This is a genomic window from Mesorhizobium sp. B1-1-8 (assembly GCF_006442795.2).
Taxonomy (GTDB): domain Bacteria; phylum Pseudomonadota; class Alphaproteobacteria; order Rhizobiales; family Rhizobiaceae; genus Mesorhizobium.
This window is the reverse complement of record NZ_CP083956.1, coordinates 2,522,653-2,547,443: the sequence shown is the minus strand read 5'-3', so window position 1 is coordinate 2,547,443 and position 24,791 is coordinate 2,522,653. Positions and strand designations below refer to the sequence as shown.

The 24,791-nt window shown below is 64.0% G+C and carries 26 protein-coding genes; 13 read left to right on the top strand and 13 right to left on the bottom strand.

Annotated elements, in window-relative coordinates; genetic code table 11:
- Positions 1 to 9: 9 nt before the first annotated feature.
- Together FJ974_RS12455 and FJ974_RS12450 are read right to left on the bottom strand one after the other, a co-directional pair.
- Positions 10 to 408 carry a type II toxin-antitoxin system VapC family toxin gene (locus FJ974_RS12455; RefSeq protein ID WP_140535209.1) on the bottom strand — a complete coding sequence of 133 codons (399 nt, stop codon included), beginning with the start codon at positions 406 to 408 and terminating at the stop codon, positions 10 to 12.
- Positions 408 to 677, bottom strand: coding sequence for an antitoxin (locus tag FJ974_RS12450; protein ID WP_140535207.1), 270 nt, complete (start codon positions 675 to 677; stop codon positions 408 to 410). The genes FJ974_RS12455 and FJ974_RS12450 overlap by 1 nt, the downstream gene beginning before the upstream one ends.
- Positions 678 to 990: 313 nt before the next feature.
- Between FJ974_RS12450 and FJ974_RS12445 the strand changes: the two genes are divergently transcribed.
- Together FJ974_RS12445 and FJ974_RS12440 are read left to right on the top strand one after the other, a co-directional pair.
- Positions 991 to 1,440 (top strand): RrF2 family transcriptional regulator, encoded by a 450-nt coding sequence (locus tag FJ974_RS12445; protein ID WP_040984137.1) that lies wholly within the window; start codon positions 991 to 993, stop codon positions 1,438 to 1,440.
- A 182-nt stretch (positions 1,441 to 1,622) separates the two neighbouring features.
- Positions 1,623 to 2,774, top strand: coding sequence for a hypothetical protein (locus FJ974_RS12440; protein WP_140535204.1), 1,152 nt, complete (start codon positions 1,623 to 1,625; stop codon positions 2,772 to 2,774).
- Here the strand turns inward: FJ974_RS12440 and FJ974_RS12435 are convergent.
- From FJ974_RS12435 to FJ974_RS12405, 7 genes are all read right to left on the bottom strand, one after another.
- Complete coding sequence (locus FJ974_RS12435; RefSeq protein WP_226891584.1) at positions 2,771 to 3,274, bottom strand: gluconokinase; 504 nt, start codon at positions 3,272 to 3,274, stop codon at positions 2,771 to 2,773. The genes FJ974_RS12440 and FJ974_RS12435 overlap by 4 nt on opposite strands.
- Positions 3,275 to 3,318: 44 nt before the next feature.
- Positions 3,319 to 4,305 (bottom strand): ABC transporter permease, encoded by a 987-nt coding sequence (locus FJ974_RS12430; RefSeq protein ID WP_140535198.1) that lies wholly within the window; start codon positions 4,303 to 4,305, stop codon positions 3,319 to 3,321.
- Complete coding sequence (locus tag FJ974_RS12425) at positions 4,302 to 5,282, bottom strand: ABC transporter permease (RefSeq protein ID WP_140535196.1); 981 nt, start codon at positions 5,280 to 5,282, stop codon at positions 4,302 to 4,304. Before FJ974_RS12425 ends, FJ974_RS12430 begins: the two co-directional genes overlap by 4 nt.
- Before the next feature lie 13 nt (positions 5,283 to 5,295).
- Positions 5,296 to 6,843 carry a sugar ABC transporter ATP-binding protein gene (locus FJ974_RS12420; RefSeq protein WP_140535193.1) on the bottom strand — a complete coding sequence of 516 codons (1,548 nt, stop codon included), beginning with the start codon at positions 6,841 to 6,843 and terminating at the stop codon, positions 5,296 to 5,298.
- A gap of 81 nt (positions 6,844 to 6,924) precedes the next feature.
- Positions 6,925 to 8,052, bottom strand: a complete 1,128-nt coding sequence (locus FJ974_RS12415; RefSeq protein WP_140535190.1) for a sugar ABC transporter substrate-binding protein — start codon at positions 8,050 to 8,052, stop codon at positions 6,925 to 6,927.
- Positions 8,053 to 8,347: 295 nt separating this feature from the next.
- Complete coding sequence (locus FJ974_RS12410) at positions 8,348 to 9,376, bottom strand: LacI family DNA-binding transcriptional regulator (RefSeq protein WP_140535187.1); 1,029 nt, start codon at positions 9,374 to 9,376, stop codon at positions 8,348 to 8,350.
- Positions 9,377 to 9,627: 251 nt separating this feature from the next.
- Entirely contained in the window at positions 9,628 to 10,860 is a 1,233-nt protein-coding gene (locus FJ974_RS12405; RefSeq protein ID WP_181177197.1) for an MFS transporter, read from the bottom strand.
- Positions 10,861 to 11,009: 149 nt separating this feature from the next.
- Here FJ974_RS12405 and FJ974_RS12400 point away from each other — a divergent pair, with 149 nt between their 5' ends.
- A complete protein-coding gene (locus FJ974_RS12400; RefSeq protein WP_140535185.1) occupies positions 11,010 to 11,300 on the top strand; it encodes a DUF3175 domain-containing protein in 291 nt (96 codons plus the stop codon).
- A gap of 42 nt (positions 11,301 to 11,342) precedes the next feature.
- On the opposite strand, the gene FJ974_RS12395 is transcribed toward FJ974_RS12400, so the two are convergent.
- Together FJ974_RS12395 and FJ974_RS12390 are read right to left on the bottom strand one after the other, a co-directional pair.
- Complete coding sequence (locus FJ974_RS12395) at positions 11,343 to 12,119, bottom strand: FadR/GntR family transcriptional regulator (protein WP_140535182.1); 777 nt, start codon at positions 12,117 to 12,119, stop codon at positions 11,343 to 11,345.
- A gap of 81 nt (positions 12,120 to 12,200) precedes the next feature.
- Positions 12,201 to 13,097: an NAD-dependent epimerase/dehydratase family protein gene (locus FJ974_RS12390; protein WP_140535179.1), complete on the bottom strand. Its 897-nt coding sequence runs from the start codon at positions 13,095 to 13,097 to the stop codon at positions 12,201 to 12,203.
- A gap of 155 nt (positions 13,098 to 13,252) precedes the next feature.
- On the opposite strand from FJ974_RS12390, the gene FJ974_RS12385 reads away from it, so the two are divergent.
- On the top strand, positions 13,253 to 14,191 hold the full coding sequence (locus FJ974_RS12385) for an NAD(P)-dependent oxidoreductase (RefSeq protein ID WP_140535176.1): 939 nt from the start codon (positions 13,253 to 13,255) through the stop codon (positions 14,189 to 14,191).
- A 24-nt stretch (positions 14,192 to 14,215) separates the two neighbouring features.
- Here FJ974_RS12385 and FJ974_RS12380 read toward each other — a convergent pair whose 3' ends face one another.
- The gene (locus FJ974_RS12380) at positions 14,216 to 14,980 is read right to left on the bottom strand and encodes a FadR/GntR family transcriptional regulator (protein ID WP_140535173.1); all 765 of its coding nucleotides are present in this window, start codon (positions 14,978 to 14,980) and stop codon (positions 14,216 to 14,218) included.
- Positions 14,981 to 15,147: 167 nt separating this feature from the next.
- Positions 15,148 to 16,137, bottom strand: coding sequence for a sugar-binding protein (locus tag FJ974_RS12375; RefSeq protein ID WP_140535170.1), 990 nt, complete (start codon positions 16,135 to 16,137; stop codon positions 15,148 to 15,150).
- 450 nt (positions 16,138 to 16,587) lie between these two features.
- On the opposite strand from FJ974_RS12375, the gene FJ974_RS12370 reads away from it, so the two are divergent.
- The 9 genes from FJ974_RS12370 (at position 16,588) to FJ974_RS12335 (ending at position 24,650) form a co-directional block, all read left to right on the top strand.
- Positions 16,588 to 17,331, top strand: a complete 744-nt coding sequence (locus tag FJ974_RS12370; protein WP_140535167.1) for an ATP-binding cassette domain-containing protein — start codon at positions 16,588 to 16,590, stop codon at positions 17,329 to 17,331.
- A gap of 55 nt (positions 17,332 to 17,386) precedes the next feature.
- Positions 17,387 to 18,385 (top strand): ABC transporter permease, encoded by a 999-nt coding sequence (locus tag FJ974_RS12365; RefSeq protein ID WP_140535165.1) that lies wholly within the window; start codon positions 17,387 to 17,389, stop codon positions 18,383 to 18,385.
- 248 nt (positions 18,386 to 18,633) lie between these two features.
- Positions 18,634 to 19,458 (top strand): AraC family transcriptional regulator, encoded by an 825-nt coding sequence (locus FJ974_RS12360; protein WP_140535162.1) that lies wholly within the window; start codon positions 18,634 to 18,636, stop codon positions 19,456 to 19,458.
- A gap of 113 nt (positions 19,459 to 19,571) precedes the next feature.
- Positions 19,572 to 20,015 (top strand): SRPBCC family protein, encoded by a 444-nt coding sequence (locus FJ974_RS12355; RefSeq protein ID WP_140535159.1) that lies wholly within the window; start codon positions 19,572 to 19,574, stop codon positions 20,013 to 20,015.
- An 18-nt stretch (positions 20,016 to 20,033) separates the two neighbouring features.
- Complete coding sequence (locus FJ974_RS12350; RefSeq protein ID WP_140535157.1) at positions 20,034 to 20,840, top strand: FAD binding domain-containing protein; 807 nt, start codon at positions 20,034 to 20,036, stop codon at positions 20,838 to 20,840.
- Between the two features lie 52 nt (positions 20,841 to 20,892).
- A complete protein-coding gene (locus tag FJ974_RS12345; RefSeq protein WP_140535154.1) occupies positions 20,893 to 21,375 on the top strand; it encodes a (2Fe-2S)-binding protein in 483 nt (160 codons plus the stop codon).
- A gap of 10 nt (positions 21,376 to 21,385) precedes the next feature.
- Complete coding sequence (locus tag FJ974_RS30170) at positions 21,386 to 22,753, top strand: xanthine dehydrogenase family protein molybdopterin-binding subunit (RefSeq protein ID WP_140535150.1); 1,368 nt, start codon at positions 21,386 to 21,388, stop codon at positions 22,751 to 22,753.
- 1 nt (position 22,754) lies between these two features.
- On the top strand, positions 22,755 to 23,759 hold the full coding sequence (locus FJ974_RS30165) for a xanthine dehydrogenase family protein molybdopterin-binding subunit (RefSeq protein WP_140535148.1): 1,005 nt from the start codon (positions 22,755 to 22,757) through the stop codon (positions 23,757 to 23,759).
- Positions 23,760 to 23,768: 9 nt separating this feature from the next.
- The gene (locus FJ974_RS12335; RefSeq protein ID WP_140535145.1) at positions 23,769 to 24,650 is read left to right on the top strand and encodes an AAA family ATPase; all 882 of its coding nucleotides are present in this window, start codon (positions 23,769 to 23,771) and stop codon (positions 24,648 to 24,650) included.
- Positions 24,651 to 24,791: the final 141 nt, after the last annotated feature.

The following is a 24,791-nucleotide window of genomic DNA, read 5'->3' as shown; positions in this document are numbered from 1 at the left end:
TCCTCGGCGCTACTCCAACCAGTTCTCGACTTTCAAATCTTTGATCCGGCTGAATTCCCCGATGTTGGCCGTCACCAGCGTGACGCCCAATGTGCAGGCATGCGCAGCTATGAAAAGGTCATTATGGCCGATGATCTGACCGCTGGCTTCCAGGTCGGCACGAAGTGCGCCGTATTTGGCATCCGACGGCACATCGAGAGGCAAGACGGGAACCTCCGCCAGTAGTTCCTCGACCTTCGCGAGCAGCTTGGCCGATCCCTTGCGGGCACAACCATAACGCAGTTCCGAGGCAACCACGATGCTGGTGCACACGGCGCTATCTCCCTCGCGAGCCACCGCACCGGCGGCTTTGCCGGCCGGATTTCGGATTATGTCGCTGATGATGTTGGTATCCAGCATGAAGCGCATCAAAAGATGTCCTCGGGCTTGATAGGCACATCATCGATCTCGGGAAAGTCTTCCTCAGGACCAAGCGGAGGCTCTTTCGCCCATTGGGCGAGCAACGCGACAATGCCGGGTTTGCGGACCGGCCCGATGATGAGGCGCTCGCCGTCTCGGCTGATCAGAACCTTGTCCCCGGGAAGTTCGAACTCAACAGGAATGCGTACCGCCTGACTGCGGTTGTTGCGGAACAACTTGGCTTCCTTCGGCGGTGTTGAATGATGGCGCTGAGGCATGACGGCTCCCGTTTGTATATGCCAATTGTATATGCCATTCGGCTCCACAATTCAAGATGCGGAATATCCCGGCAATTACGAAGAGCAAGCAAGCCGGGTTTTGCCGGCTTTCTGCATTGACGAACCCGTCACCCTTTGCCGGCGAAGCCATCGCCGCCAACGTGAAAAACGTTACGAAGAATCAACGCGTTTGCGCCTAAGCTGCACCGGCAAATTGTTGGGCCAAACGGCCCTCGGCGGCCGAACTGTCATGATTTGCACACAAACAACCGCCAGATGCAGGCGATTGGGGTTTGATGAAACTGAATCGGGCATGCTGACCAAAAAAGGCAAATACGGCCTCAAGGCCCTCGTGCATCTTTCCGGCCTGCCGGCTGGCCAGCTTGCATTCGTCAACGACATCGCCGTCGCCAACAATATCCCGAAGAAATTCCTGGATGCCATCCTTGGCGAACTGCGCAATGCCGGCTTCGTCCAGAGCCGCAAGGGCAAGGAAGGCGGCTATCGCCTCGCCCGCCCCGCTTCGGAGATCAAGATCGGCCATGTCGTGCGCGTCCTCGACGGCCCGCTGGCGCCGATCCCCTGCGCCAGCCGCACTCAGTACCAGCGCTGCGAGGATTGCGACGAGGCGACGTGCCAGGTCCGCCATATGATGCTGGAAGTGCGCCAGGCGATCGCCGAGGTGCTCGACAATCGCAGCCTCGCCGCCATGCGCGACGCCGACAACGACGATTTCCCGGCCGAACTGACCTCGCAGATCTAAAGCATATCTCCCGAAAGTGTGCAGCGATTTCGGGACAAAGACATGCTTAAGATCAAAGGCTTAAAGCATGTTGCGTGACCCTTCACGCGACATGCTTTAAAGTCGCCTGTCCGACCCCGCCGGTTGCGCGTCAGCGGCGGACCCGGTAAAGCGCTGAAGACGATGCAACAGGGCTCTGACGCATGAGGCTGCCTTGGCTTGGTAATTCGCGCAAAGCCAAGCGGAAGCCATCCTCCGCCAGCATCTATCACACCGAAATCATCGCTGATGTGCTGGTGCCGGAGCGCGGCGAATCCGTCCGCTTCTTCAGCCGCAAGCTGGTCCGTCCGGGCAAGTTGCGCGGCTTCTCCAACAGGGACCTGCGCGAAAGCCTGCTGTTCGGCTTCTATCTCGGCGTGGCGGCGCTTCTGCCGGTGGCCTGGTGGGCGCCGATTTGCACCTTTGTCTCGACACTGAGGCGCAAACGGCATTTCCGCAAGGACTTCGCGCGCTACGCCGCCGCGACACAAGCGGTGCTCGGCCACGGCATCGATGCGCAAGACCTTTTCAAGGGCCATCTCGCCGCCGCCCACCGCCGCCGGCTGATCCTCGCCGCCCATCTCGTGCCTGGCCGGCGCTGGTTGCCGTCCATCCGGCTGGAAGGCCTCGACGGTCTGCGCGAAGCCTTGCGGCGCGGCCGCGGCGCCATTGTCTGGTGCGATCAGTTCACCTCCCAGACCATCATCGGCAAACGCGCGCTCTTCGAGGCTGGCGTCGAAGCGCATCAGGTGAGCGTCAACTTCCACGGTTTCTCGGAGAGCAAGTTCGGCCTGCATGTGCTCAACCCGCCGCTGGTCAAGGTCGAGAACCGCTTCCTGAAAAGCCGCATCGTCTTCGAGCGTGCCGATGCCTACCAGGTCACGACGCGCATCCAGAAGATCCTGAAGGGGAATGGCGTCGTGCTGATGACCAACACCATCCATGCCGGCTCCACCTTCACCGAGGCCGCCATCGGCGAACGGGGCTGGACGCATCTTGCCTCGGCGCCGGCAAACTTCGCGGCGCGGGGCGGCGCGGCGCTGTTTGCCATGGCGACGTTGGAGACGGTGCCGTTTCGTGAATACCGGGCGATCGTCAGCCCTGAACTGAAGCCAGGCACAGGCGAGCCCGCATCCCGGCCGGCAAAGGAAACAGCGGCAAAGAATCTCGGTCTGCAGGCGGGCTACATCCTGCTCAAGCGCGACCGCATTCTGGAAGCGCTGATGCTGCATCCGGAGCAGATGATGTCCTGGTCGGGCGCCAACCGGCTCACCGAGCGGCCGGATGAATCCGAACTCGGCAATGATGTTGGCTAACCAAGTGCTTTCGTGACGATCTCGGCGACACTACGCGTCGCGTCCGCGGTCACCGCCCGCTCGTCGTCGGCCGGCTCTTCGAGGATCGCGAACTGGCTGTCGACCAGGCTCGCCGGCATGAAATGACCCTTGCGGCTCGCAACCCGGCCCCAGGCAGCCTCGCGGTCGATCTTCAGGTAGAGAAAGACAACGCCGGGAGAAAAGCCGCGCAGCCGGTTGCGATAGCTGCGCTTCAGCGCCGAGCACGCGGCAACCACTTTTCGGCCCCCAGTGACGGAAGCAGCGGTGCGCTCGCCGATAGCGTCGAGCCAGCCTTCGCGCATGGCATCGTTCAGCGCTTGGCCGCTTGCCATACGGGCGACGTTTTCAGGCGGGTGCAGCCTGTCGCCTTCGACGAAGTCCGCGCCCAGCGCCCTGGCCAGCGCCTCGCCGACGACCGACTTGCCGCAGCCGGCAACGCCCATCACCACGATGGCCGGAGCCGACCGGACGTCGTTCATGCGAGCCTCCGCAGGCTGCGGTCTTGCCGCCTTGTCATCCATGGTCAGCGGCTTGCCGGCGCGCGGCCGTAGAGCAAAAGCATGGCGACGATGACGACGCCGTAGATGATCTGCCGCCCCGCCTCAGGCATCTGCAGGACCGAGAGGATCGACTGTAAGAGCGTGATCAGGATGACTCCGGCGACCGTGCCGAGATAGGACCCGCGCCCGCCGAGGATCGAGGTGCCGCCGAGCACCACCGCGGCGATCGACGGCAAGAGATAGGCATCGCCCATCGACTGTGCGGCCTTCGAGGCATAGCCCGCCAAGAGCACTCCGCCGAAGGCCGAGAGCCCGCCCGACACCGCAAAGGCGATCATCACGACGCGGCGCGTGTCGATGCCGGAGAGATAGGCGGCGCGCTCGCGGTTGCCGATGCCGTAGACCGCCCGGCCGAAGCTGGTGCGGGTCAGCACGAAAACCATCGCAGCCCCTATCAGCGCCCAGATGATGACGGCATTGGGCACCCCCGGAATGGTAAAGCCGGTCGCCAGATAGCGCATCGCCGCTGTCGCCGAATCCTGCGGCGAGAACCCGCCCGTATAGACCACCATCAACCCTTGCGCGACGGCATTGGTGGCTAACGTGATGATCATCGAGGGAATGCGCAGGTAGGCGACGCCGACGCCGTTGACGATGCCGATCACGACGCCGCACAGGATGCCGAACGGGATGGCGAGGGCGACGCCGACCGGACCATAGGCCGCGGCGGCACATGCCATCATGGCGCCCGTTGCCACCGACCATGGCACCGACAGGTCGATCTGACCGAGCAGGATGACCAGCATCATGCCGGTGGCGATGACGCCGAGGAACGCGGCGACCTTGAGCTGCTGCAGCAGATATTCGGGCGACAGGAAGCTGCGAGAATAGAGGCTGCCGAGCAAGAGCAGCAGCACGATGCAGGCAAAGGCGGTGACCACAGCCGGGTCGGCGCGGCGGATGAATTTCGGCATGCGGCCGGCGATGCCGCCAAGCGTCGTTTCGCTCACAGGAACCACTCCAGCCGGTTGCGAACCCGAAACAGCGCGAAGGCGCCGAGGCTGACCGCGATCAACAGGATAACGCCCTGAAACAGCGGCTGCCAGAGCGGATCGAAATCGAAGACGAACAGAAGGTCGCCGATGGTGCGGAAGGCAAGCGCACCGAAGATCGCGCCGATGGCGCTGCCCTTGCCGCCGAACAGCGAAACGCCGCCGAGCACGACCGCGGCGATGGAGAACAGCGTATAGGCATTGCCGCTCGCATAGGCCGCTTCGCCCGTATAGGTGAAGAAGGTCAGGAACAGGCCGCCGATCGCCGCGAGCAGTCCGGCAAGCGCGTAGGCCAGGAACTTGCCCCTGCGGATCGGCACGCCCGACATATAGGCCGCCGTCTCCGACGAGCCCGCCGCATAGGCGGCACGGCCGAGCTCGGAGCGGCTGAACGGCACCCATACGACGAGCACGACGGCGAGCAGCGCAACCAGGCTCGCCGGCACTACGCCGAAGAAGCGGCCGGTCAGGAAATCGGCAAGGTCCTCATTGACCGACCCGCCGGGAACCGGTCGCAGCAAAAGCGCCAGCCCGAAATAGACAGCGCCCGTGGCGATGGTGGCGACGATCGGCTGCAGCCGCCCGTAGATGACGATGGCGCCGTTGACCGCGCCGCAAAGCAGCCCGGTGCCGAGCACCGCCACCACGCCGAGCGTGGTCTCGAGGCCGGTGCCGATCACCAGCCAGGAAGCCATGCAATTGGTCAGCGTGAAGATCATGCCGACCGAAAGATCGATGCCGGCGGTGATCACCACCAGCGTCTGCGCCATGGCGACGAAGGCAAGCAGCACGCCCTTGTTCGCGGCCGTCTGCACGACATTGGCGCTGAAGCCGGCCGGATGGTTCGCGCTGTAGATGGCGAACATGACGATGAAGATACCGAAAGCCAACAGCGTTCCGCGTTGTTCGGCGAGCCAGTAGTGCCAATCCTTCACGCTGGGACCCCCTTCACGCGCCGTCTCCTTGCCTCAAGCGGGCATCCTCGCCATGGATGTTGAGCGCGCTGGCGATCAGCGCGTGCTCGGTGATCCCGGCGCCGACCAGCTCCCGCTTGACCGCGCCGTCATAGAGCACTAGCACGCGGTCGCAGCAGCCGATCAGCTCGTCATAGTCGGTCGAATAGAACAGGATCGCGGCACCCGCATCCGCGAGCTTGCGCATCAACTGGTAGAGCTCCTGCTTGGTGCCGACGTCGATGCCGCGTGTCGGATCGTTGAGCAGGATGATGCGCGGCTGCCGCATCAGCCATTTGGCGATCACCACCTTCTGCTGGTTGCCGCCGGAGAGCGCGCCGACGGGGATGTCGAGGCCCGCCGTCTTGATCGCCAGCAGCCCGACCATATCGTCGATCAGCCGCTGCTCGGCGGCGCGGTCGATGACGCCTGCTTTCGACAGCCTGTCGAGCGCCGCGAAGGAAAGGTTCTCGCGCACCGTCATCGGCAGCATCAGCCCCTCGGTCTTGCGGTCCTCGGGGATCAGCGCCATGCCGATACGGTCGCCGCTCGCGTCCGACGGGCTGCCGATCGAGACCGGCTTGCCGTCGACCAGGATCTGGCCGGAAAGGCCGCGCAGCACGCCGAAGAAAGCCAGCAGCAGTTCGCGCTGGCCCTGCCCGTCGAGGCCGCCCAGCCCGACGACCTCGCCTTTGCCGATCGACAGCGAGATATTGTCCAACCGGCCGCTCCAGGAAAGATTTCGTGCCTCCAGCACCGGAACCGCGCCGGACTGGGCTCGGGTCGGCTTCGGCGGAAAAATGTGGCTGTATTCACGGCCAATCATCAGCTCGACGACTTCGTTGTCGCTCTTGGCGCCGGCGGCGTAGCTGGCGACGTTGCGGCCGTTGCGGAACACCGTGCACTGGTCTGCGAGCTCGGCGATCTCGTTCATGCGGTGCGAGATGTAGAGCAGCGCCAGCCCTTCCGCACGCAGTCGCTTCAGCACGCCGAAGACCTTGGCGACATCCGCCGCCGTCAGCGCCGAGGTCGCCTCGTCGAGGATCAGGATACGCGGTTTCCTGGCCAGCGCCTTGGCGATCTCGACCATCTGCCGGCGCGACAGCGGCAGGTCCTTGACCAACGCGCAAGGATGGATGTCGGAGGCGCCCGCGCGCGCCAGCGCCTGTTCGGCGATGCGCCGCTGCGCCTTGCGGTCGATCATGCCGAAGCGCTTCGGCGGGTCGGAAATGACGATGTTGTCGGCGACGCTGAGCTCGGGGATGAGCGACAATTCCTGGAAGATGCAGGCGATGCCGGCTTGGTTTGCCGCTGCTGGCGAGGCGAAGGTCACGTCGCGGCCATCGAGCGCCATGTGACCTTCGTCCGGCGCGACGACGCCGGCCATAACCTTGATCAGCGTCGATTTGCCGGCGCCGTTTTCGCCGAGGATGCCATGGATGCTGCCGGCCGTAACCGTTAGGTCGGCCTTTTCCAGGGCGCGTACACCGCCATAGCGCTTGGATATGCCTTCCATGCGGAAGAGCGGAGCCGCGACGTCCATCAGCCCTCCCCGGCCGTTTTCGCGAGTGATGTCGAGCGGCCGGCGTCGCGGACTTCTTGCCGCGGCGTCGGCCCGGTCAGACTACTTGTTTTCCTTGGTCTGGCCCATGATTTCCTGCGCCGTGAAATTGATGCCGCAGGTCGGGAAGGAGTTGCCGACGAAGAAATTGTCGGACTGATCAGGGAAGAAATCCTGACCCGCCTTGAAGTTCGGATCCTCGACGATGGCCAGCGGCAGCTTGACCGACTGCGGCACGACCTTGCCTTCGAGCGCGGCGATCGCTGTCTTGATGGCAACCGCCACCTGGGCCGGGCCGGTGCCGGCAGACGAGCATTTCAGCCCGTCGCCCGCGTGCGCTGCGCAGAATTTGCGGAAGCCGTTTTCCGTCTCGCCGCCGAACGGAACGAACGGATGCTTGGCGTCCATCATCGCCTGCACGATGCCGGTGTCGCCGCCCTGGCCGGTGATTCCGACAAAGGGACCGTTGGTTGCGATCGCGTCAGCCGTAACCTTTTGTGCGGTCGGATCATCCCACTTGCCGGCGACTTCGGTCACTTCCCATTTCTTGCCCGAACCGTCCAGTACCTCATGGATGCCATTGTGACGATCGGTATCGACCGACGTGCCGGCAACGCCGCGCACTTCCAGAATCTTGCCGCCACTTGGTATATGATCGACCAGCCATTTGCCCCACAGTTCGCCGAGCCCCTTCTGGTCGACATTGACGTTGATGGCATCCTTGGTATCGAGGATGTTGTCGAAGGCGACGAGCACGACGCCGGCTTCCTTGGCGCGCTTGATGACGGGCCCGAACGCTGTCGGGTTCTGGGCGTTGACGACGATTGCGTCGAAGCCGGAATCGATGAAGTTGTTGATCGCCGAAATCTGCGCCGGCACATCCTCGCCGGTCGACACGACCTTGAATTCCTTCAGCTTCTTGGCAACGTCCGGCTGCGCCGCATAGGCCTTGGCCGTCTGGATCATCTGGATGCGCCATGTGTTGGCGATATAGCCATTGGCGAGCGCGATGCGGTACGGACCGTCCTTCTTCGGGAACTTGAAGAACTGCGTGTCGGCAGCCCAGGGCGCGAAGCAGTCGGGCTCGGCGGACGGCCCCTTGACGATTTCCGGGCCGGCGGCGATTGCCGACGAGCTCAACATGACGAATGCAGTGGCGGCAATGACGCCGCCAACGAGTGACTTGATCATCGGTATTCCTCCCAATTGCAGTTCTGCTTGTTGTTGAAGTTGGTCGCGCTGTCCGCTGGCACCCTCATGCCAGCTTGAGCGCTCGACGGGTGGTCCAAGCCGCCCCGCTGTCTCCTCTTCCGTGCCTTCCAGGCAATTCAGCAAACTATCATATTATACATAATAAACAAGCTTGAGCTGTTGCTTATATATAATAAACAGCCGCCGATCTCCGCCGGGCTGATATCGTACCTGCGAATGGTAGCGCTACCATCAGTTAGTGTAAAGCATCATCTTTGATGGAATTGACGGTGTCTCAGCGCGCCGTGCTTTCGCGGCGCATGAGTTCGAAGCCGAGGTCTATGACACGATCCTGGGGCCTGTTGCCGCCGATCGCAGCAAGCGCCATGGCTACAGCTCGGCGGCCGATCTCGTAGCGATAGGTGCGAACGCTGGTAATCGAGGGAAACGCCGCCTGCATCATGTCGAGGTCATTGAAGCCGATGATGCCGATCGTCTTCGGCACGTCGATGGCAGCGCGGTGGCATTCGAACAGGACGCCAAGCGCGATGTCGTCATTGTTGCAGAACACGCCGTCGAGTGCCGGCACCTTGGCCAATGCATCGCGCAGAAGCTCCCGGCCGAGGGTGACGCTCGACAGCAACGGTGTGGTTGTGATCAGACGGGGGTCGAAGAGGCCGGCCGTCTCCATCGCCGCGCGGTAGCCGGCAAGACGCCGCTGCGAGCGCGGGTCCATGCGCGCGCCGATGAAGCCGATGCGCCGGTAACCGACCTCGATCAGGTGCTCGGTTGCCGTGCGGCCGCCGTCGAAATGCGAGAAGCCGACCATCATGTCGACCGGATCGGGTCCCGTCTCCATCACCTGCACCACCGGACAGCCGGCGCGCTCCAGCAGCTTTCGCGATCCTGCGGTCTGGTCGATGCCGGCCACGATCAGCGCCGCCGGACGCTGCGACCCGAAGACCTGCAGCAGCCGCTCTTCCTCGAGGCCGGAGTAATGCGTGTTGCCGAGCTGAACGCGGAACGGGCCGTCCGAGAGGCTGTCATAGATTCCGCGCACCACCTCGGCGAAGACATTGTTGGTGAGCGACGGCACCAGCACGCCAAAAACCTCGGCGCGCGCCGAGGCCAGCGCGCGCGCATTGGGGTCCGGAACATAGCCGAGCTCGTCGACCGCGGCCTGTATCTGCCGGCGCAGATCCTCCGAAACCCGTCCGGGCTCGCGTAGGGCGCGGGAAACGGTGATGGCGCCAACGCCGGCCTTGCGCGCCACGTCGGCAATGGTCGGGCGGCCGCCGCCGCGGCGCGAACGCGGCCTGGTCACCGCCCTGCTCCAGCGCATTCGAGGCGCGGTCGGCAGACCAAGGTCGGCATCCGTGTCATCGCGCCACCCGGCTCATTCAAAGTATGTCTCCCGAAAGTGTGCAGCGGGTTCGCGGCAAAGACATGCTTAAAATCAAAGACCTAAAGCTTGGCGCGTGAATCCTTTTCCACGCGACATGCTTTAGCCTTGGGTCGCGCAGGCACCCGCCATTGTCAAGCGGACGGGCCATGGCAACACTTGCAGCCCGAGCGTCAGGCCACCGCTGCCGCGCTTCGGTTGGCTTTCCACATCAGGAGAAGCATTGCGGCGATGTTCACAAGATTCCAGGCGATGCCGTTGAGGAACGCGGCGGCGTAAGAGCCCGTCAAATCGTAGATCCAGCCTGACATCCAGCCGCCGAGCGCCATGCCGAAAATCGTCGCCATCATCACGATGCCGATGCGCTGCCCGGCTTCTTTCGCGGGCATGTATTCGCGCACGATGATCGCATAGCAAGGCACGATGCCGCCTTGCGACAGCCCGAACATCAGCGACACGACGTAGAGCGAGGCAAGTCCATCGAAGGGGATGTAGAAGAACAGCGACAGGCATTGCAGCACCGAGCCGATGAGCAGCGTCTTCACGCCGCCGATCCGGTCGGCGATGAAGCCGGAGGCAAGCCGGCTGACGACGCCCGCCGCCATCATGATCGACAGCATGTCCGCGCCATGCGCCACGCCGTAGCCAAGGTCCATGCAATAAGCGACGATATGCACCTGCGGCATCGACATCGCCACGCAGCAGCCGAGGCCGGCAATGACCAGCAGCACTTGCAGCGCCGCCGGCGACAGCGAGATCGGTTGGACCGTCCTGCTGCCGGGTGAGCCGGCCGCCATCTGCCTTGGCGCCCTGCGCCGCAGCATCAGCACCAGCGGCACCATGGTCACCAGGCAGAAGATGCCGATCGCCGCGTAGGTGAAACGCCAGCCATGGCCCTGGATCAGATAGGGCATGGCCGTCGGCCAGATGGCCCCGGCGAGATAGTTGCCGGACGCCGCCGCCGTCATTGCGACGCCGCGGCGGCGGTTGAACCAATGCGAGATGTCGGCGATCAGCGGCCCGAAGATCGCCGAAGTGCCGACGCCGATGAAGAGCCCCTGGACCAGGGCGAATTGCAGGATCGACTGCGACAGCGCCGCGAGCACAAAGCCGGCGGCCAGCGCTACCGAAGAGAACAACGCCGGGATCCAATAGCCAAGGCGGTCGACGACGCGGCCGATCAGGACATTGCCGGCGGCAAAGCCGACCATGGTCGCAGTATAGGGCATCGAGGCGGCAGCGCGGTCGACGCTGAATTCGGCCTGGACCGCGGGCAGCACCACGATCACGGCCCAGCTGCCGACACAGCCGATCGTGGCGAGCAGCACCGAAATGGCGAGCCGCGTCCATGCGTAGCCGCTGTCGATGCCGGATTTGCTGGCCAGGTTTCCAGAAATTGTCGTCAAGGCGTTTCCCGTCCGCGGTCCGAGCGCGGTTCAACACCAGTATCGGCACATCTGCGATGTCGAGCAGCGCCAAGACCGGCAAATCCGTGGCTCCAGCATCTGGAACCCGCCCTGCCGCCCGGAGTTGTGCCCCAGGAAGGAGTTTCACCATGCCCACTGCCAAGAAAAAATGGTCGGCCGACGTGACCGAGCACAGCGATGCGTTGGACCTCGAGGAGCACATATTCGAATCCGACGATGCCAAGACGATCGCCGCGTCGCTCAAGCGCTCTGCCGAGCACAGCCACCGCCGCAAGGCCGAGCCGTTCCAGTCCGCCATGTCGATGTTGAATTTCTACATCAACCGCGCCGGCAAGAACCTGCCGGAATCACGCAAGAAGGTGCTGGAAAAAGCAAAGGACGAGCTGCGCGCCGCCTTCGGCCGCGAAAAGCAGGACTAGCCAGGTTCAGGTCAGGCTGGCATCACCTGAATAACAACACGCCTACCGCGACTTGATGACATCGTCGGTATTGGCAAGCAGCTTGCGAACGGCGTTGCGCGCCGCGCCCGGCCGCTGCAGGCGGATGTTCTTCTCGATCGCCTCATGCAGCTTCTGGGCATGCTGCAGGTCGTCGATTTCCCGTGTCGTGAAGCTGAACAGATGGTCGAAGGCGGATTCGATCAGGACGCCGAGCGGCACCAGCAGATCATTGCCCGAAGCTCTCAGAATGGCGAGGTGGAAGCGCGTGTCGGCGCGCGTCCGCTCCTGCAGATTGGTTGCCTCGCCCATCTCGCGGCAGGCCTTGCTGATCTCGGCCATCTGCGCGTCGGTACGCCGCATCGCCGCGTATGCCGTCGCCTCCGGCTCTATGATGTGGCGGAATTCCTGCACCGTCCTCAAAAACACTTCGCGGTCCGGCGAGGTCGCGTACCAGGCGAGCACATCGCGGTCGAGCAGGTTCCAGCGCTCCCTGGGCTCGACCCAGCTGCCGATTTTGGGCCGCGAAGCCAGCAGGCTCTTGGCCATAAGCATCTTGATCGCTTCGCGCACCGCCGAGCGGCTGACGTCGAAGGTTTCCGACCATTTCGCTTCATTGGGCAGGATGGTGCCCGGCGGATAGTCGCCGCGAACGATCCGCAGACCGATCTCGCTGGCCAGTGAGGCGTGCACGCTGGCGCCTGGGATACGCGGTGCGCCGGGCCGGCGAACACCTGCCGGGCGATCGGCGGACGCCGCTTTGGTCGGCTTTTTTTCGTTGTTCGGCTTCGCGTCCCGCATTACTCCAGAAAGTCCGCTTTTCGAAAGCTGTCAAGCAGAGCGCGCGGCTGTGCACAACTCAGGCGCGATTTCGCTCTCCTCTCAAGCCGTTTTGACGTATTTGCGCCAGCTGTGTTCGGGCCGGAAACCGAGCACGTCCCGCGCCTTGCGGTTCGAAAGCAACGTCTCATATTCGCCGAGTTCGGCCTTGACCGGCACCCCGGGGTAGAAGCGCTTCAGCAGTTCGGCCGTCGGCAGGTCCGACGACGTGTCGTCATTGGCGGCGTTGAACACCTGATAGCCCAGCCCGTCCTTCTCGATGGCGCGCAGGGTGATCTGGCCGAGGTCGCGGGCGTCGATATAGCTCCAGGCGATGCGCTTGCGGAAACCCGGGTCGGCGAACCATTTCGGAAACAGCGAATATTCATGCGGCTCGATGACATTGCCGATGCGCAGCGCATAGATGTCGAAGCCGCTGCGCAGCGCAAAGGCCCGCGCTGTCTTCTCGTTGACGATCTTCGACAGCGCATAGCTGTCCATCGGGTCGACGTCATACTCCTCGTCGAGCGGGAAATGTGTCGGATTGCGTGGCTCGTTGGCGAAGACCAGCCCGTAGGTCGTCTCCGAGGAAGCGATGATCACCTTGCGGATGCCGAGCTTCACCGCCGCTTCGATGACGTTATAGGTGCCCATCGCATTGATGCGGAACACCTCGTTGTCGGGCGTGATCATGATGCGCGGGATCGCCGCGAAATGCACCACGGCATCGACCGGCTGCGCGCGCAGCGACGGATCGAATTCGTGCAGGCCCATATAGCTCGACAGCGCGTTGAACACCTGGCCGCTGGCGGTGATGTCGGTGATCAGCGTGCGCACCTTCGGATTGTCGAGCGGTTTGGTGTCGATGTTGAGCACCTGGCAGCCATGCTCGACCAGATATTGCACGACGTGATGCCCAGCCTTGCCGCTGCCGCCGGTGAACATGATCCGCTTCGTCATTTTGCTCTCCACATCGCTTGGGGATTATGTGTATTGTCAGACAATATGGCGCTCCGCAATCGCCTGCCAACGGCGATGCGCGAAAACTCTCCCAGGGCAAATCGTTCGCCGGCCGATTGCGCCGGCGCGATCATCACAAGGACAGGACCAACGACATGACCACGACCGACGCTCGCGAAACCATCGGCTTTATCGGTCTCGGCCTGATGGGGCACGGCATCGCCAAGAACATCGTCGACAAGGGCTACCCGCTGACCTTTCTTGGCCGCAAGAACCGCAAGCCGGCCGACGACCTGCTCGGCCGCGGCGCCAGGGAAGCAGCCACCTCTCGCGAGGTGGCGGCGTCGTCCGACATTGTCTTCATCTGCGTCACCGGCTCGCGTGAGGTCGAGGCGATCATCCGCGGCGCTGACGGACTAAAGGAAGGCCTGAAGAAGGGCTCGGTGGTGGTCGACTGCTCGACATCCGATCCGACGTCTACGGTGGCTTTAGCCGCCGAACTCAACGCGCTTGGTGTTGATTATGTTGACTCTCCTCTCAGCCGCACGCCGAAGGAGGCCTGGGAAGGCACGCTCGACGCCATGGTCGGCGCACCCGACGCCGTCTTTGCCAAGGTGAAGCCGGTGATCGAAACCTGGGCCGGCCGCATCGTCCACATCGGCGACACCGGCGACGGCCATCGCATGAAGCTGCTCAACAATTTCATTTCGCTGGGTTACGCGGCGATCTATTCGGAGGCGCTCGCCCTGGCGCAGAAGGTCGGCATCTCGCCGCCGCGCTTCGACAGCGTCATTCGCAACGGCCGCATGGATTGCGGCTTCTACCAGACCTTCATGCGCTGGACGCTGGAAGGCGACCGCGATGCGCACAAATTCTCCATCGCCAATGCTTTCAAGGATTTGACCTATCTGGAATCCATGGCGGGCGCCGCCGGCATCGCCAACCCGCTCGGCAACGCCACCAAGAACTCGTTTGCGACGGCCTTCGCCGCCGGGCCTGCCGAGCAGTTCGTGCCGATGCTGGCCACCCATATCGGCAAGCTGAACGGCGTCGACCTGATGCCGTCGAAGGATGGTGTGAAGCAGAAGATCTGAGGCCTTAGCAAAGCCGCCCTCGCCTCAGCGGCGCGAGCGTTCGATCACCTCGTCGGTGTTGGCGAGCAGCCTGTGCACGGCGCTCCTGGCGGCAACCGGACGCTGCAGGCGAACGTTTCTCTCTATTGCTTCGTGCAGGGCCTGCGCCCGTCTCTGGTCGCTATGCTCGCGCGTGACAAAGACGAACAGGTGGTCGAGCGCCGATTCGATCAGCACGCCGAGCGGCACCAAAAGCTCGTTGCCCGAAGCTCTCAAAATGGCGAGGTGGAAACGCGTGTCTGCCCGCGTCCGCTCCTGCAGATGCGTCGCCTCGCCCATCTCGCGGCAGGCCTCGCTGATCTCGGCCATCTGCTCGTCGCTGCGCCGCACCGCGGCAAAGGCGGCAGCCTCGGGCTCGATGATGTGGCGGAATTCCTGCACCGTCCTCAGGAACACTTCACGGTCGGGCGAGGTCGCGTACCAGGCGAGCACGTCGCGGTCGAGCAGGTTCCAGCGCTCCCTCGGCTCGACCCAGCTGCCGATCTTCGGCCGCGACGCGAGCAGGCTCTTGGCCATCAGCATCTTGATCGCTTCGCGCACCGCCGAACGGCTGACGTTGAAGGTCTCAGACCATTTGGCTTCATTGGGCAGGATGGTGCCCGGCGGATAGTCGCCACGCACGATCCTGAGGCCGATCTCGCCGGCCAGCGAGGCATGCACGCTGAGGCCGGCAATACGCGTCGCGTCGGTCCGGCGCACGGCGGGCTGGACCGGCTCGGCCGGGCGCTTGCTCGATTTGTGCTGCGGCATCCGTGTTCCGGTGCCTCCCGTCGCGGGCAAAAAGCCTCCGCAAACATCTGCCGGACCTGAAATTTCGGGCGTGCGAAAGGCTGGGCTTGCCGCCCATCCCAAACGCCGCATCCATGGCCCGAGCGAAAGGAAAGGGGCGCCCTTCGCCAGGCGCCCCGGGGTAGAAACTACCTCTGGATACAGGTATCGACCGTATCCTTGGTGCATTCGTCGAGGCCGGTGAAGACCGGATCGTCGACCTTCTTGCCGGCAATCAGATCCATCATCACCGACGGCGCCTTGTAGCCCATTTCGAACGGCCGCTGGCCGACCAGCGCGGTGACCAGCCCGTCCTTGGCGATTGCCACTTCGTCGCCGATCGTATCGGCGGCGCCGATGACGAACTCGTTCTTGGCGATCTTCTCCGCCATCGGCTTGAACAGGTCGCGATAGGGCTGCGGGGCACCGAACAGCGGCCAGCCGCCCATGATGCCGAAAGCGTCAAGCTTCGGATTGGCGGCGAGGATGTCGGTCATCGCCTGAACGCCCTTGGCGCCGTCGTCATTGGTGAACACCGGGCAGCCGGCAACCTCGGTCCAGCCGCCTTCGCCGGCGAGCGCCGACAGGCCGTCCTTGCCCGACAGCGCATCACGCATGCCTTGCGCGCGCCGCAGGATGTTGTCGGCGGCAGGATTGCCTTCGACGGTGCAGATCGTGCCGCCATTCGGCTTGGCCTTCTTGATGTATTCGCCGATTTTCTTGCCCATCAGATAGTTGTCGGTGCCGAGATAGGTCTTGCGGAGCGCCGCATCTTCCTTGGCCAGGTCGGCGTCGACGGTCATGATCGGGATCGACGGATTGGCGGTCTTGATCGTCTGCGCGATCAGCGGCGCGTTGGACGGCGAAATCGCCATCGCCGCCGTGTCGGGCTTGCTCAGCATGTCCTGCACGATCTGGGCTTCGCCGGCCTCATCCGAGGTCGAAGCCGGACCGGTGTAGAAGCATTCATATTCGGCGCTGGCGTTTTCCTTGTTCCACTTCTCGCAGCCTTGATGGATGGCTTCGAAGAACGGATTGTCGAGACCCTTCACCACAATGACGAGCTGTTTCTTGGCCAAAGCCGGCCCGGCGCCCAGCGCCATGGCGGCGACGGCGGCAAGCAAAAGTGTTTTCCTCATATCAGTCCTCCCTTGAAACAGACGAACACGACGTGCCCGCCACACCGATCGGCCGGATGCCAGGGACACGCGATCGCCTCGAACGCTCGTGTCTAAGCCGGGCCGATAAGCATTTGCCGATCCGCAGCCGGGTCGACTGACCGCTGGCATTGCCGGATCCTCACTTGCCCGTCCTCTACCCGACAGCCGGGTTGACGAAGAGCAGATTTTTCCTCCGATGCTAGCTAATATCGGCTTGCCGCCAAGGTCAATTCCTATTTGTCCTACAAAACGGATTTTTCGACGAGCTCCGAAATTAATCATCCGGCAGTTGATTGACGCCTCTATTGGCTTTCGCCTAAATGCACCAATCGCGGCCGCTCGGGAGGAGTTGGACGAGCGGGATTAGCGCGGCGCCGTCCTGAAGATCGGCGGATAGACGCGGGACGAAGACGGGGAGGCAAAAGGCGGGTGGCGGTTCTCGAACTCACCAACATCTCGAAGCATTTCGGCGCCATCCAGGCGGTCAACGACGTGTCGCTGACGATCGAGGCCGGACAGGTGGTCGGCCTGATGGGCGACAATGGCGCCGGCAAGTCGACGCTGGTCAAGATGATCGCCGGCAATTTCCGCCCGAGCCACGGCACCATGCGCATGGACGACAAGGAACTGGTCCTGCACAAGCCGGTGGAGGCGCGCCAGCACGGCATCGAGATCGTCCACCAGGACCTGGCGTTGTGCAACAATCTGACCGCTGCCGCCAACGTCTATCTCGGCCGCGAATTGCGCCGAGGTGTCGGCCCGTTCCGCATCCTCGATTACGCCTCGATGTACAAGCGCGCCGGCCAGATCTTCGCCGAACTGAAATCCGAGACGCGGCCGCGCGATCTCGTCAAGCAGATGTCGGGCGGCCAGCGCCAGGCGGTAGCGATCGCCCGCACTATGCTGTCGCAAGCCAAGATCGTGCTGATGGACGAGCCGACCGCGGCGATCTCGGTCAGGCAGGTCGCCGAAGTGCTCAACCTGATCCGCCATCTGCGCGACCAGGGCATCGCCGTCGTCTTGATCAGCCACCGCATGCCCGACGTCTTCGATGTCGCCGACCGCGTCATCGTCATGCGGCGCGGCAGGAAGGTGGCGGACAAGACGATCGCCTCCAGTTCGCCGGAGGAGGTCACCGGGCTGATCACCGGGGCCATCGAGCAGCTGGCATGACAGCGGCGGAACTCGTGGCGCCGGCGCGTTTCACCGCCGGCAGGAAAGGTCGATAATGGCAGTCACCCTTGATCAGACGATCGCGCAGAAGCAGCACACTTTCCTGTCGCGGCTCTTTGGCAGCCAGACCTTCTGGGTGGTGATCGCGGTCATCCTCGCCTGCCTGTTCCTGTCCTTCGCCACCGACGCCTTCGCCACGCAGAAGAACCTTTACAACATCACCCGCAACATCACCTTCGTCGCCATCGTGGCGCTCGGCATGACCTTCGTCATCATCACCGGCGGCATCGACCTTTCGGTCGGCTCGGTGCTTTGCCTGTGCTCGATGGTGCTGGCCGTCACCATGCATGCCGGCTATTCGATCGAGATCGGCATCCTGGCCTCGATCCTCACCGCGCTTGTCATCGGCGCCTTCAACGGCATCCTGATCGCCTATCTCGGCTTCCCGCCCTTCGTGGTGACGCTCGGCATGCTGTCGATCGCGCGCAGCCTGGCCATGGTCGCCTCCAACAACACCGTCGTCTTCCAGTTCGGGCCGGACCACGCCAAGCTTTTGTCACTGGGCGGCGGCGCCTGGCTGTTCGGCATCGCCAACCCGGTCCTCTACATGATCCTGCTGGCGCTGATCACCGGCTTCATCCTGCGCTGGACCAAGTTCGGCCGGCACATCTTCGCCATCGGCGGCAACGAGCATGCGGCGACGCTGACCGGCGTTCCGGTCAAGCAGATCAAGGTCGCGGTCTACATGATCTCGGCGCTGTCGGCGGGTATTGCCGGCATCATCGAGACCGGCTGGCTGGGCGCTGTCACCACCAACATCGGCACCGGCATGGAGCTGCAGGTCATCGCCGCCACCGTCATCGGCGGCGCCAACCTCGCCGGCGGCGTCGGCACCGCCTTCGGCGCCATTGTCGGCGCGGCGCTGATCGAGGTGATCCGCAACAGCCTCGGCCTGCTGGGCATCAACGCCTTCTGGCAAGGCACTTTCATCGGCGGCGCCATTCTTCTGGCGGTGCTGTTCGACCGCATCCGCAACTTCCGCCGCAGCGACTGAAGCGCAACGTTCCCCCTTTCCCCCTTGTGGGACAAGGGGTGTTCCAGCGGAGTGAGACGCTGGTGTTCCCTGGAGCACCCCTCATCCGTCGCCTTCGGCGACCCCTATCGCTCAGTCTGAAAATCCCGCTCGGTGGCCGCCCCCGGGGCAGGCCTCGCGCCTTCCTGTCTTGACGCAACCCGAAACTCAGCCGCACAATCTCCTTGTAGGCGAAGGGAGGCCAGTCGCCTGCGGGAGGAATTATACCCATGACGGACGCGATCAGGCTCTATTGGGGCCGGTTCGGACATGTTTCTGTTCTGAATGTCGCCAACGACTTCGTCACCCATGCCCATGGCGAGGCGCATCTCATCATCTGGCTGGAAGGCACGGCCGGCGAAATGACCATCGGCCGCGAGACGGTGCGGCTGGGACCGTCGACCGCTGCCGGCATCAATTCCTTCCAGCCGCACAGTCACGCGCTTTCGCATGACGGCAGACCCGGCCTGTTCCTTGCCTTCTACATCGATCCCGACTGGGCGCGCCGGCGCCGGGACCTGCCGTCGTCGGCGCCGCTGTTTGCGCAGGCCGCGATCACGCTCGAGCCCTGGCTGCATCACGCGGCGGCAAACCTGCTCGATCATCTCACCGATAATGAGAGCATCGACGACGTCGCCAATTACGAGATCGAGCGCTTCATCGACAGCGTGCTCGATGCCGCCGACGCCTCGGCGCAGGTCGCGCGCTGCCGCCTCAATACCATGCAGGATTTCCGCGTCCGCAAGGCGATCCAGCTGATGAAGGCCAATGTGTGCGAGCGCATCTGCTTCGACGACGTCGCGCGCCGCGTCGGCCTGTCGCGGCCGCATTTCTTCGCCCTGTTCAAGGAACAGACCAATTTGACGCCCAACGTCTACTGGAACACGCTGCGCATGGAGGAAGCCGTGCGCCAGCTGCAGTGCTCTGAGGAGCCGCTTATCTCGGTCGCCTGCAATCTCGGTTTCACCACCCAGGGCAATTTCTCGCGCTTCTTCCGCGATCATGTCGGCGTGCCGCCGACGCTCTATCGCGAGGCAGCGCGGGCGATGGCCTGACCCGGCAAAGAGCCGGTTATTTTCAGACTGATTGATAGGCGTCCAAGACGCATTGATAAGCGCGCAAGCGCTCACGGCCCTAACCTTGTCCCATCTTTGCGAGGGAACGAGCCATGGCGAAAGTAACCATTTCCAGCGTCATCGACGCGCCGGTCGAAGAGGTCTGGGCGAGGATCCGCGACTTCAACGGCTTGCCCGGCTGGCATCCGCGCATGGTCGAAAGTCATATCGAGGACGGCAAGGACGCCTCCGAGATCGGCTGCGTCCGCAACTTCAAGCTCGCCAGCGGCGCCCGCATCCGCGAAAAGCTGCTCGACTTTTCCGATGACAATTTCCTGGTCAGCTACTCCATCCTGGAGACGCCGCAGCCGATCACCAACCACAAGGCGACGCTGCAACTGAGGCGCGTCACCGACAGCAACCGCACCTACGCCGAATGGTCGGCAAGCTTCGACGCCGCTCCGGAAGAGGCCGACAAGCTCGCCGAAGGCATGGGCGCCAATGTCTTCCAGGGCGGCTTCAATGCCTTGAAGAGCCACTTTGCCGGCCGGAACTGAAGGCTGGAGGAGGTCGCCATGACGCTTGCGCTGCAGACCTTCTCGACCGTGAAGGACGCCAACGCGGCTTTGCAGGCGTCTGGCACACGCTACCTCGGCGGCGGCACACTGGTCTTGCGCGCGGCGAATGAAGGCGATGTTTCCGTCTCCCGCCTTGTGCGCGTCTCCGAGCCGAGCCTGTCGCAGATCGGCATTTCCGGCGGCAAGGCGCGGCTCGGCGCCTCGGTCACCTTGGCGGCGGTTGCCCGCCATCCCGAACTTGCCGTGCTCGCGCCGGCCGCGCGCGCCGTCGGCGGCCCGGCGATCCGCAACATGGCGACCGTCGGCGGCAATTTGTTCGCGCCGGCACCCTATGGCGACTTCGCCGTCGCGCTGCTGGCGCTCGATGCGACGGTCATAGGCGAAGGCGGCGAAGTGCCGGTCGAGACCTTCCTGGCCGAACGCGAGAGCAGCCGCGCCATCGTCACTGCGGTCACCTTTGCCCTGCCGCCGGAGAAAGGCTTCCGCTTCCTGAAAGTCTCGCGGGTCAAGCCGAAAGGCATTTCGGTGCTGAGCATCGCCGCGATGCTGCAGCAGGCAAGCGACGGCACGGTTGCCTCGGCGCGCATTGCGCTCGGTTGCATGGCCGACCGGCCGATGCGCGCCAGGGCAGCTGAACAGGCGCTGTTGGGTCGCAAGCTGACGGCCGACGAAATCGCGCCGGCGGTAGCCGCCGCCGGCGAAGGCACCTCGCCGATCACCGATCCGATCGCCAGCTCCTGGTATCGCGCGGAAGTCCTGCCGGTGCATCTTGGCCGGCTGCTGCTCAATCAAATCAAAGTCTAAGCTGTCGGGGGGCGCGCGCTTGCCCTTCGGGGCAGGCGCGCAAGGAGGAAGAATGGCGAAGGTCCCGGTCCAGTTCACGCTCAACGGTTCGGAAAAGGCCGAATTCGTCGACAGCGGCACTGCGCTGCTCAACGCCTTGCGCGACAAGATCGGCGACACCTCGCCAAAAGGCGGCTGCCATCAGGGCACCTGCGGCGCCTGTTCGGTCATCATCGACGGTGAACTGCGGCTCTCCTGCCTGACGCTGGCCGAGACCTGCAACGGAGCGGCCATCATAACAACCGCCGGCCTCGCCGAGGCCGGCGTGCTGCATCCGCTGCAGCGCGCCTTCCTCGACGCCTTCGCCACCCAATGCGGCTTCTGCACGCCGGGCATGATCATGGCCGCAAAAGTGCTGCTCGACCGCACGCCGAACCCGAGCCGCCAAGATGTGGTCGAGGCGCTGTCCGGCAATATCTGCCGCTGTACCGGCTACGAGCCGATCATCCAGGCTGTGCTGACCGCCGCGCGCACCAATTCGCAGAACGCGGCCTGAGGGAAGCAAGATGGAACTGCGCAAAAATTATTTCGCCGATGTCCGCAAGGACGGCCTCCACGAGATCGGCCAGCCGCGGCCGCGGCTGGATTCGCCAGGCCATGTCACCGGCAGGACCACCTATTTCGCCGACCGCAATTTTCCGGGCATGCTGCACCTGAAGATGGTGCGCAGTCCGCACCACCATGCCCGCATCCGCTCGATCGACACCTCCGAAGCCGAGAAGCATCCGGGTGTGGTGAAGGTTCTGACCGCCAGGGACGTGCCGCACAATGTCTACACCATCCTGATCCTGATCCAGATCGGCCCCGAGGACGAGACGGTGCTCGCCGACGGCAAGGTGCGCTGGAAGGGCGAGGCCGTGGTGGCGGTGCTGGCCGAGACCGAGCGCGCCGCGCAGGAGGCAGCCGCCAAGGTCAAGGTGGATTACGAGGTGCTGCCGGCCGTCTTCGACATGGAGGAAGCGCTGAAGCCCGGCGCGCCGCTGGTCAACGAATATCACGGCCAGAACTATTACCTCTACGACAGCGGCGAATGCCGCAAGGTGCGCTTCGGCGATGTCGAGGCAGGTTTTGCCCAGGCCGACCACATCCTCGAACAGTCCTACCAGTCTTCGCCGATCGAGCATGCGCCGACCGAGACCACCGGCTGCGTGGTGACGCCGGAGGGCAATGACCGCTTCACCTGCTACACCAACACGCAGGCGATGTTCTTCACCCTCGACAACACCTCGATCATCCTGCAGATGCCGGGCAGCAAGCTCCACTTCGTCGGCGGCACCGTCGGCGGCGGCTTTGGCGGCAAGGTCGACGTCATCGTCGAGCCGATCGCCATCCTCGGCGCCAAGCTAACCGGACGCCCGGTCTGTTTTATCTACAGCCGCGAAGAGGAGATGCAGATTTCGTCGCCGCGCGCCGCCGAAAAAATCGTCGTCAAGGACGGCGTCATGAAGGACGGCCGCATCGTCGCCCGCAAGGTCACCGGCTACACCGATGCCGGCGCCTATTCGCGCCATTCGCCCTATGGCGCGCAGAAGGGTGCTGCGCACTATCCCGGGCCCTACACGATCCCGAATGTCTGGATCGATACGTATTGCGTCTACACCAACCGCACTCCTTCGTCGGCCATGCGCGGCTTCGGCGTCACCATCGGCGACTTCGCCCTCGAAGTGCAGATGGACAAGCTGGCGCGGCTGATCGGCCTGGATCCGCTCGAATTCCGCTTCATCAATGCCTATCGCGACGGCGACACGAAGGCGCATCGCCAGCCGACCGAGGGGGCAGCGCTGATCGAGTGCATGCAGGAAGCCTCGCGCGCCGCCAACTGGCCGGTGGCGGAGAAATACATGGCGATGTCCTCCTACAGGAAGGGAGCCTGAGATGGCGATCCGGCGTGGACGCGGCGTCGCCGCGATCAACTACCCGACCGGCATGAACCTCGGCGGCGACCCGACCCAGGCGCTGGTGCATTCGACGCCGACCGGCAATTTCATGGTGACGCTGTCCAGCGTCGATCTGGGTCAAGGCATGAAGCAGATCATGGCGCAGATCTGCGCCGAGACGATCGGCGTGCCGACCGACCGCGTCGTCATCGACACCGCCGATACCGACACCGGCCCGCACTGCATGGGCACCTTCGCCTCGCGCGGCACGCACCGCGCCGGCAATGCCGTCATCCAGGCGGCCAAGGAAGCCCGCCAGGTGATGCTGGAAGTGGCCGCCGAGGAGTTGGAGGTGAACGCCTCCGATCTTGAGACCGACGGCCAGGGCAACATCCTAGTCAAGGGCGCGCCGCAGAAATCGATCTCGATCTTCGATGTCGCGCTGTCGGCGCATTTCAAGCGCGGCCGCTCGATCTCCGGCCGCGGCATGTTCCTGATCCCGCGCTCCTATCCGGAGAAGGAGACCGGCGCGATGAAGCCGTCGACCTGCTACGCCCATGCCTGCACGGTGGCCGAGGTCGAGGTCGACGACGAGACGGGCGAAGTGACCGTACTGACAGTGAAGAACGTCTTCGAGATCGGCCGCGCGCTCAACCCGAAGATGGTCGAGCAGCAGCTGGTCGGCGGCTCCTGGATGGGCATCAGCCACGCGCTTTACGAGACCACCGAGCCCTACTATCCGAGCCGCGATCATGGCGGCACCGACTTCAACCAGTATCTGATGCCCGGACCCGGCGATCTGGCCGAGACCGAGATCATCGTGCTGGAGCGTCCTTCCGCCGATGGGCCGTTCGGCGCCAAGGGCCCTGGCGAGATGTGCGCCAACCCTCAGATCCCGGCCATCGCCAACGCGGTCTTCGACGCCGTCGGTGTGCGCATCGACACGCTGCCGATCACGCCCGAGCGCATTTTGCGCGCGCTGAAGGCGCAGGCCGCGAGCTAAGGGCCGCAGATGCCAGAGGTGAACGCCGAGACTGTCGCGACCTCGCCGGAGGCCGTAGCCGCGCGGCTTGCCGCTTTGCGCTATCTCGCCGACGACGGCCTCGCAACCGCCATCTTCCTGGCGATCCGCCTCGGCAAGCCGCTGCTGCTCGAAGGCGCGCCTGGCGTCGGCAAGACCGAAGCCGCGAAGGCGGTCGCCGAACTGCTCGGCCGCGAATTGGTGCGCTTGCAATGCTATGAAGGCATCGACGCGGCGCATGCGCTCTATGAATGGAATTACCAGCGCCAGCTGCTCGCCATCCGCCATGCCGGCGAGCACGAGATCGACATCTATGACGACCGCTTTCTGATTGCCCGTCCGCTGCTGCAGGTGCTGCGCGCGCCCGAGCAGCGCGTGCTGCTGGTCGACGAGATCGACCGCTCCGATCATGAATTCGAGGCGCTGCTGCTGGAATTCCTGTCGGACTTCCAGATCAGCATTCCCGAGCGCGGCACCATCCGCGCCGCGACGCAGCCGATCGTCATTCTGACCTCGAACCGCACCCGCGAGCTCGCCGAAGCGCTGCGCCGGCGCTGCGTCTATCACTGGATCGGCTATCCCGACGCCGCGCGCGAGGCCGAGATCATCATGCTGCGCGCCGGCGATGTCGCCGAGGCCACCGCGCGCGCGGTGGCAAATGCCGTACAGCAAATCCGCGCCCGCCCGCTGGCCAAGCCGCCTGGCATCGCCGAAGCGGTCGAATGGGCAAACGCCGCCACCATCCTCGAAAAAGGCGGCAGCCCATGGCCGCAAGCCTTCCGCCGCGCCATCGGCGTGCTGATCAAGGACGAGGAGGATTTGTCGGCGATTGCGCCGGAGCTGGGGAGGATCGTCGAGGAGGCTTTGGGGTGACGCGTTATCTGACCGAGCCGAAGACGAACCGGCATCGTCCGCCTAACCAGCAGCGCTGGCGGGACAGCGCCCCCCTCTGTCCTGCCGGACATCTCCCCCACAAGGGGGAAGATCAGCTGTCATTCCGGCTTTCGCCAATCT